Annotated in this window: 9 protein-coding genes; 4 read left to right on the top strand and 5 right to left on the bottom strand. The window is 68.5% G+C overall.

The genetic code is table 11. From position 1 onward, the window contains the following. The coding region (locus tag NKF06_RS10645; protein WP_342766458.1) for a DUF6517 family protein at positions 1–315 on the top strand (315 nt) is incomplete at its 5' end. Positions 316–366: 51 nt separating this feature from the next. On the opposite strand, the gene NKF06_RS10640 is transcribed toward NKF06_RS10645, so the two are convergent. The 3 genes from NKF06_RS10640 to NKF06_RS10630 form a co-directional block, all read right to left on the bottom strand. Next, positions 367–1092: a tRNA (adenine-N1)-methyltransferase gene (locus tag NKF06_RS10640; RefSeq protein WP_058827017.1), complete on the bottom strand. Its 726-nt coding sequence runs from the start codon at positions 1090–1092 to the stop codon at positions 367–369. Next, complete coding sequence (locus NKF06_RS10635) at positions 1089–1460, bottom strand: nascent polypeptide-associated complex protein (protein ID WP_082677688.1); 372 nt, start codon at positions 1458–1460, stop codon at positions 1089–1091. Before NKF06_RS10635 ends, NKF06_RS10640 begins: the two co-directional genes overlap by 4 nt. Before the next feature lie 82 nt (positions 1461–1542). Next, positions 1543–2211, bottom strand: a complete 669-nt coding sequence (locus NKF06_RS10630; protein ID WP_253245355.1) for an O-methyltransferase — start codon at positions 2209–2211, stop codon at positions 1543–1545. Positions 2212–2369: 158 nt separating this feature from the next. On the opposite strand from NKF06_RS10630, the gene NKF06_RS10625 reads away from it, so the two are divergent. Together NKF06_RS10625 and NKF06_RS10620 are read left to right on the top strand one after the other, a co-directional pair. After that, complete coding sequence (locus NKF06_RS10625; protein ID WP_058827020.1) at positions 2370–4046, top strand: methylmalonyl-CoA mutase family protein; 1677 nt, start codon at positions 2370–2372, stop codon at positions 4044–4046. 307 nt (positions 4047–4353) lie between these two features. Then, complete coding sequence (locus NKF06_RS10620; protein ID WP_253245354.1) at positions 4354–4638, top strand: hypothetical protein; 285 nt, start codon at positions 4354–4356, stop codon at positions 4636–4638. Positions 4639–4790: 152 nt separating this feature from the next. Here the strand turns inward: NKF06_RS10620 and NKF06_RS10615 are convergent, their stop codons facing one another. Beyond that, positions 4791–5126 (bottom strand): hypothetical protein, encoded by a 336-nt coding sequence (locus NKF06_RS10615; RefSeq protein WP_253245353.1) that lies wholly within the window; start codon positions 5124–5126, stop codon positions 4791–4793. 10 nt (positions 5127–5136) lie between these two features. Next, positions 5137–5505, bottom strand: coding sequence for a YbjQ family protein (locus NKF06_RS10610; RefSeq protein ID WP_058827023.1), 369 nt, complete (start codon positions 5503–5505; stop codon positions 5137–5139). Positions 5506–5559: 54 nt separating this feature from the next. On the opposite strand from NKF06_RS10610, the gene mce reads away from it, so the two are divergent. After that, positions 5560–5943, top strand: coding sequence for a methylmalonyl-CoA epimerase (gene mce, locus NKF06_RS10605; RefSeq protein WP_058827024.1), 384 nt, complete (start codon positions 5560–5562; stop codon positions 5941–5943). Positions 5944–6000 lie beyond the last annotated feature (57 nt).

The following is a 6000-nucleotide window of genomic DNA, read 5'->3' as shown; positions in this document are numbered from 1 at the left end:
GTCGAGTCGCGGACGCTCCGGGTGCGAGTCGGCGGCGGGGGCGGCGAGCGCGACGACCGAGGCGACGACGCAGAGACCGAAGCCGAGGCCGACGTGGTTCGCTACGCCGCGACCGTCGAACTCGCCGGGGTCGAACTCGCGGCCGACGCCTACCTCGCGGTGACGCCGGTGGACGGCGAGTTCCTCCTGACCGGCGGCGCGTACCCCCGCGAAGTCCGCGGCGGCGACGCCGAGACGGCGGCGTCGCTCCGCGAGGTCATCGAGCCGGAGCGGTTCAGAGAAGAGCTGTTTCGCGTGATTCGCCGCGTCGGGTGAGGCGAGGCGGGCGGGCCGAAAGAGAGGCTGGCCCGACCACGTCGGTCTCGCTCACTCGTTGCGGGCGAAGACGAGGTAGCCGGTGTGGCCGACGCCGGCGGTCGAGGGGCGCGACCCGCGGTCGTTGAAGTCCATGTGCCGCTGAATCGTCTCGAACGTCTCCACGTCCGAGAGGCCAACCTCTCTGGCGGCTTCGACGGCCGCGCGCGTGCCCTCCACGAATGGGGAGTAGACGGCGACGTAGCCGCCGGTCACGAGCAGGTCGGGCGCGTGCCGGACGACCTCGGGCGCGTTCTCGGTGTCGAGGGTGAGCACGTCGAACTTCGAGTCCGCGAGGTCGTCGACCTCGTCGGTGATGTCGCCGGTGCGAACGTCGACGCGGTCTTCAACGCCGGCGAGCCGCATGTTCTCGCGGGCGACGTCGGCGAACTCGGCGTCGCGTTCGAACGTCGTCACGTCGACGCCGAGGCGACCGAGGTACGCCGAGAGGACGCCCGTGCCGGTACCCGCGTCGAGGACGCGCTCTCCGGCCGCGACGCCGGTGTGGCCGACGATGAGGCCGATGTCGCGCGGCATCATCGGCGCGCCGGTGCGCTCGAAGTGGTTGAAGAGGTCCGGGCCGCGCGGCTCGCGGACGAGGAACTCCTCGCCGATGTGGGTTTCGAGCGTCTGGCCGGCCTCCACGTCCTCGGGGACGGTGAGCATCCCGAGGTCGGTGTGCAGCTCGTCGCCGGGCGCCCGGAGGTACTCCCGGTCGCCGTGGACGAGGAGTATCACTCCAGTCGCGCGATGGCCGCGGCGAGGTCGCCGTCTTCGGCCTCGAGCGCTTCGCGGGCCTCGTCTTCGGGGACGCCGGCGCGCTGGGCCACGATGGCCACGTCGTCGGCCGGGATGGCGTCGGCGACTTCGTCGTTGTCGTCGCCGTCGTCACCGGCACCGAGTTCGCGCGTCTCGGGCTCACCGACGATTTGGTAGGTCTCCTGGCCCTGCGCGTCCATGCGCGTGACCTGGGCGTCGCTGAAGACGAGTTCCTCGTCGGCCGTTTTGATGACGACCTCCTCGGCCTCGAGCTCCGTCACGTCGATGCCCATCTGCTTCATCATCTGCTTCATCTTTCGCGGGTTCATCCCGCCGCCTCCAAACATACCCGAAGGGTCGGGGTGGGCGCTCAAAAGCGTGGCGAACGTCGGTGCGCGGCGGTCGGACCGCGGGCCGGCGGTCGCGCGCTCACTCGACCCGCGTGCTGACCGCGAGGCCGTTGCCGACCGGGAGAACGATGGTCTCGTACCGCGGGTCGGCCCGCACCGCGTCGAGGAACGCCGCGATGCCGCGGGTGTCGGCGTCGGCCCCGTCCAGCGCCGCCGCGTCGCCCTCGCTCCAGTCGGTGAGCGCGCCGAAGTCGACCGGGCCGCGCATCACGTTGTCGGCGACGACGACGCCGCCTTCGGCGACGCGGTCAGAGACGAGGTCGAACGCCTCGGCGTAGCGGTGTTTCTGGTGGTCCAAGAGCACGAGGTCGAACTCGCCGTCGACGCCCTCGAACAGGTCGAGCGCGTCGCCTTCGAGGAACGTCGTCCGGTCGGCGAGGCCGGCGCGGTCGAGAAAGTCCCGCGCCATGTCGAGTTCGTGGGCGTCGTGTTCGGTCAGGTAGAGTTCGGCGTCGTCGGCCATGCCCTCGGCGAACCACGTCGCGGAGTAGCCGAAGCCGGAGCCAAACTCGAACAGCCGCGTCGCGTCCGCGAGATGCGCGAGGACGCGGAGCACGCCGCCAGCCTCGGGACCGATGATGGGAAAGCCGTGCTCGTCGGCGTAGGCGGCCATCTCGGACTGCACCGCGTCGTGTTCCGGCGCGGTCGCCGCGAGGAACCGCCGCGTCTCGTCGGTCAGAATGTCCATGGCGAAGCAGGGCGCGCGAGCGACATAAAATCGGTCGCCGCGGCCGCGTTCACGGGTTCGGCCGCTACGCTCGCGGTCGTCGCGCTCGCGGTCGGAGATGGCGACCGATATCCGCCGACCCGCGTACGCTTAAGTAGGGACAAACCACATCTTCGACCATGTTTGATCCCGACGAACTCGAAGAGATTCGGGAGGCGAAAGCCGAGTGGGAGGAGGAGACGCTGGGGCCGACCCTCGACCGCTTCGGGGAGCGCAAAGAGGAGTTCACGACCGACACGGGCGGCAACGTCGTTGAACGGCTCTACACCCCCGACGATGCCGACGTGGACTACGACGAGGACGTTGGCTTCCCGGGCGAAAAGCCCTACACGCGCGGGGTGTATCCGACGATGCACCGCGGGCGGCTCTGGACGATGCGGCAGTACGCCGGCTTCGGGACGGCCGCCGAGACGAACGAGCGGTTTCGCTACCTCATCGACAACGGCTCGTCGGGGCTGTCGCTCGCGTTCGACCTGCCGACGCAGATGGGCTACGACTCCGACGCGATGATGGCCGCCGGCGAGGTCGGGAAGTCGGGCGTCGCCATCGACAGCCTCCACGACATGGAGACGGTGTTCGACGGCATCGACCTCGGCGAGGTCTCCACGTCGATGACCATCAACGCCCCGGCGGCCGTGCTGCTGGCGATGTACGTCGCCCTCGGCGACAAGCAGGGCGTCCCCCGTGAGGAGCTTCGCGGCACCATCCAGAACGACATCATGAAGGAGTACATCGCGCGGAACCTCTACATCTTCCCGCCGGAGCCGTCGATGCGGCTCATCACGGACATCTTCGAGTTCTGCGCGGCGGAGACGCCGAAGTTCAACACCATCTCCATCTCCGGCTACCACATCCGCGAGGCCGGGTCGACCGCCGCCCAAGAGGTCGCGTTCACCCTCGGCAACGGCATCCAGTACGTGCAGGCCGCGGTCGACGCCGGTCTCGACGTGGACGACTTCGCCCCCCAGTTGTCCTTTTTCTTCAACGCCCACAACAACATCCTCGAAGAGGTGGCGAAGTTCCGCGCCGCCCGGCGGATGTGGGCGAAAATCATGGAAGAGCGCTTCGGCGCGGAGAACCCGAAGTCGATGCAGTTGAAGTTCCACACCCAGACCGGCGGGTCGACGCTCACCGCCCAGCAGGTCGAGAACAACGTCGTCCGGGTCGCCTATCAGGCGCTGGCGGCCGTCCTCGGGGGCACGCAGTCGCTGCACACCAACGGAAAGGACGAGGCGCTGTCGCTGCCGACCGAGAAGTCGGTCCGGACAGCGCTTCGGACCCAGCAGATTCTCGCCCACGAGTCGGGCGCGGCGGACACCATCGACCCGCTGGCGGGCAGTTACTACGTCGAGGCGCTGACCGACGACATCGAAGACGAGGCGTTCGACCTGCTCGACGAGGTGGACGACCGCGGCGGCATGCTCGACGCCGTGAAAAACCAGTGGGTCCAGCGAGAGATTCAGGACGTGGCCTACGAGCGCCAACGCGAGATAGAGGAGGGCGAGCGCGTCATCGTCGGCGTCAACGAGTATCAGGTGGACGAAGAGCCGACCGTCGAGGTCCAGGAGGTCGCCGAAGAAGATGAGAGCAAGCAGGTCGAGTCGCTCGAAGCCCGAAAGGACGACCGCGACGAGGAGGCCGTCGAGGCCGCCTTGGAGGACATCCGCGCCGCCGCGAACGGCGACGAGAACCTCCTCCCGCTCATCGTCACGGCGGTCAAGGCCTACGCGACGGTCGGCGAGATATGCGGCGTCCTCCGCGAGGAGTTCGGCGAGTACGAACCCGGCATGGCCTGACCTACCGCCCGACTCCCGAGCGGTCGGCGTCGCCGACGACCGCCCCGCGCCCCGTGCCAACAAGTCACTAATTCTATACTTTCACCCGGCTATCAAGTTTTATTGTCGAACCCCGTGTGGCCACATTCGAGGCTTATGATGCCGCTTATCGCATTCTAAACCCGTCACACGCCAGGCCGCTGTCTGTCGGCGCGAGGTTCGCGCCAGCAGTCGCTCGATTGTTCGAGCAGCTGCGGCCGTCGCGTTGCGGGGCTCTTCGACCGGAGAGCCCCCGGTATCGCATCCGATTGTCCACCTCACCAGACGAATGTCACGACAACGCCCCCGAGACAGTCGTACCGTCTCCGATTATCGCCCCTCGCATCACCGCCCCGCGCCCTCACTCGCGACGCAGGCCGTCCTGCTCGCCTCGATGGCCGCGGTCGTCGCGGTCGTCACCTACCCCGCGGCGTCGCTCGCGGTCGCCATCACCGTCGCTGCCATCGTCGCCGTCGCCCGCGTCGTCGTCACCCGGGCCGACCGCTCGATGCTGACGGTCGACGTGCCCGGCGTCCCCGTCGAGGTCACGGTCGCCCGGACCGCCCGCGACTGAGGCTCGACCGAACGCCGTGAACCCCACGCCGACCCCGCCTGCACGACTTCGCGCCCTCACGCCCCACGCCCACTCGCCCCTCGCGTCCCGCTCTTGACGCGTCCTTTCGCGCTCGCTCTCCTCTCGTTCCCGACTCGTTTCGTCCCGTCTCGTCACCGATTGGACTCGGCGACCCGACCCCGGAGCACCCGAGCGACCGCCACGACGAGCATCGCTTGGAGGTAGCCGAAGACGGCGAGCGCCGGGTAGAACGTCGCCGTCTCGCGGACGCCGAACTCGTTGGCCGCGAGGGTGTCGAAGAAGAAGGCGGCCACGAGCGCGGGGTAGTCGATGACCCAAATCTCCCTCGGCAACACGCCGAAGAATCCGACTGCCCACACCGCCGCGAGTCCGGCGAAGACGGCGACTGTGGCCCGGGCTGTGGCGAGTCGGACGAACCCGTGTGCGAGCCGCCGTGGGTCTCGGGTGACCCGCTGGGTCGTCGGCATCACCGTCGGCTCACGCCACGTCGGCGTTCGACTCGGACGCCGATTCCGCGTCGGCGTCGCCGTCGGCGACGAGTGTGACGGCGGTCCCGTAGGCCAGAATCTCGGCCGCGCCCTGCGCCACCTCGGCGGTCACGTACCGGACGCCGACGACGGCGTCGGCACCCATCGCCTCCGCCTCGGCCACCATCCGGTCTGTCGCCTCGTCGCGTGCCTCGGCCATCAGACCGGTGTAGGACTTGAGCTCGCCGCCGACGATGTTTCGCAGCCCTTGCGTGATGTCGCGACCGACGTTCCGAGCCCGAATCGTGTTCCCGCGGACGGCACCCAACGTCTCCTCGATGTCGCGGCCGACGACCGACTCAGTTGTAGTTACTATCATGACATGAGTATCGAACCGTCTGGGTTTATCCGTTGCGCCCGACGAACTGGAGACATGCACTTCGACCACGTCGGAATCGCCACCCCCGACGCCGCCGGGCTGGCCGCGCTGTTCGCGGAGTTGTTCGACGCGCCCGTGGCCCACGAGGAGACGTTCGACGGCATGTCGGTCGTCTTCCTCGAACTCGAAAACGGCTATTTCGAACTGCTCGAACCCCACGAGGAGGGTGCCATCTCGAAGTTCCTCGACAAGCGCGGCGGCGGCATCCACCACGTCGCCATCGAGACCGACGACATCGAGGCCGCGCTCCGGACCGCCGAGGCCGCCGGTATCGACCGCATCGACGAGGAACCGCGCCCCGGCGCGTGGGGCCACGAGGTCGCCTTCTTACACCCCAAGTCCACGGGCGGCGTCCTCGTCGAGTTCGTCTCGCACTAAGCGATGACGGGAGACTCCCCCGACGACGACGCGCTCGCGGACGAGATTCCCGACGAC

Origin of the sequence: Haloferax sp. AB510 (genome assembly GCF_024136985.1) — an archaeon.
In the GTDB taxonomy this organism is placed as follows: Archaea; Halobacteriota; Halobacteria; order Halobacteriales; family Haloferacaceae; genus Haloferax.
Note: the sequence above shows the minus strand (reverse complement) of the source record. Positions and strands in the feature narration are given on the sequence as shown.